Raw genomic sequence first — 1,805 nt, forward strand, 5'->3', positions numbered from 1 at the left:
CCCCCCACCAGCGTGCCCGTCCACCCACCAGGAGGTCCGCACCATGACCCTGGACGCCGAACTCGCCGCCGCGTTCGACGGCATGCCCTACGTCGGCCTGGCGGATCCGGCCGAGGCCCGCGCCGCGATGCGCGACCTGGTCTCCGCGCTGGCCCGTCCCACCACCGCCGAGGGGGCGGACGTCGCGGACCGGACGATCCCCGGCCCGCCCGGCGCGCCGCCCGTGCCCGTCCGCATCTACCGGCCGCGTGGGGCGCCGCACCCGGCGCCGGTCCTCGTGTACTTCCACGGCGGCGGGTTCGTCACCGGCGGGCTCGACAACGAGCACGACCGCTGCCTGGCGTTCGCCGGCGAGGACGGCATCGCCGTCGTGTCGGTCGACTACCGGCTCGCGCCCGAGCACCCGTTCCCGGCCGGGTTCGACGACTGCTACGCCGCGACGGTCTGGGCGCACGCGCACGCGGCCGAGTTCGGCGGCGACCCGCGGCGGGTCGCGGTCGGCGGCGGGAGCGCGGGCGGCGCGCTGGCCGCCGCGGTGGCGCTGCGCGCGCGGGACGAGGCCGGCCCGCCGCTGGTCTTCCAGATGCTGCTCTACCCCGTCCTGGACGACCGGATGGAGACGCCGTCGATGCGGGCGTTCACCGAGCCGCCGCTGTTCAACCGGGCCGACGTCGGCCACATGTGGCGGCACTACCTCGGCGGGCGGGCGGCGGGCGGCGCGGACGTCCCCGCCTACGCGGCGCCGGCCCGCGCCGCCGACCTGGCCGGACTGCCGCGCGCCTACGTCCTCGTCGCCGAGTACGACCCGCTGCGGGACGAGGGGCTCGGCTACGCGCACCGGCTGATCGTCGCGGGCGTCCCCACCGAGCTTCACCATGTGCCGGGCGCGTGCCACGGCTTCGACGGCATCATGTCGGCGCGGCTGGGGCGGCTCGCGTTCGAGGAGCAGCGCGCGGTCCTGCGGCGATGCCTCTCCGGAGCCTCTCCGGAGGGGTGGACATGGCCAGTCGCTAAGTGATTAGATGACTTTACTTCTGGGGAACGAGGTGGCGATGGCACAGGATGTGGCCCGGCCGAGCCTGGCGGACGCGCTCACCGCGCGGATGCTGGAGCTGATCAGGGCGGACGGACTGCGCCCCGGCGACCGGCTGCCGTCCGCGCGGGAGCTGTCCCAGCGCTTCGCGGTGACCACGCCGACGCTGCGCGAGGCGCTGCGCCGGCTGGAGGCGACCGGTGCGGTCCAGCTCCGGCACGGCTCGGGGATCTACGTGGGCGCCGACCTCGAACGCGTGGTCATCCCCAACCCCAACGTCGGGGAGCTGGAGGCCGGCCGGCTGCTCCAGCTGCTGGACGCCCGGCTGCTCATCGAGCCGCCGCTGGCCGGCCGCGCGGCCCGGCTGGCCGGGCCCGCCGACGTCGAGCTGCTCCGCGCCATCCTCGACCAGGCGGGCGCGGACCTGCGCGGCGGCGAACCCGCCGGCCGGGACGCGACCGCCCAGCACGGCTCGCCCGCGTCCGACGCGGAGGCCCGCCTCCACAAGGCCAACATGAGCTTCCACAGCGAGGTCGCGGGCCTCGCGGGCAACTCCGTGCTCTGCGAGGTCATCGACTCGCTGCTCACGGTGCACGCGTCCGAGCAGCGCGAGATACAGCGGATCTTCGACGACCGCGTCCGCGACTTCGAGGAGCACACCACGATCCTCGCCGCCATCGAGGCGGGCGCCGAGCGGGACGCCGAGGCGCTCATGCGGTCCCACCTCACCGACATCAAGCACGTGATCGAGCAGCGGCTCGCCTGAGCGGGC

At 75.6% G+C, this 1,805-nt stretch carries 2 protein-coding genes; both read left to right on the forward strand.

The genetic code is table 11. The features are described 5' to 3' along the window. Positions 1–1,018 (forward strand): alpha/beta hydrolase (locus tag ETD96_RS43690; RefSeq protein WP_205719764.1); only part of this gene is annotated, 1,018 nt, incomplete at its 5' end. Between the two features lie 34 nt (positions 1,019–1,052). Beyond that, positions 1,053–1,799: a FadR/GntR family transcriptional regulator gene (locus tag ETD96_RS43695; RefSeq protein ID WP_138642339.1), complete on the forward strand. Its 747-nt coding sequence runs from the start codon at positions 1,053–1,055 to the stop codon at positions 1,797–1,799. Positions 1,800–1,805: the final 6 nt, after the last annotated feature.

The sequence above is a fragment of the Actinomadura geliboluensis genome (assembly GCF_005889745.1).
Lineage (GTDB): Bacteria > Actinomycetota > Actinomycetes > Streptosporangiales > Streptosporangiaceae > Spirillospora > Spirillospora geliboluensis.

Excerpts from the sequence above, each read along its gene's own strand:
- ETD96_RS43695 (WP_138642339.1), top strand. The coding sequence starts at position 1,053 with ATGGCACAGGATGTGGCCCGGCCGAGCCTGGCGGACGCGCTCACCGCG.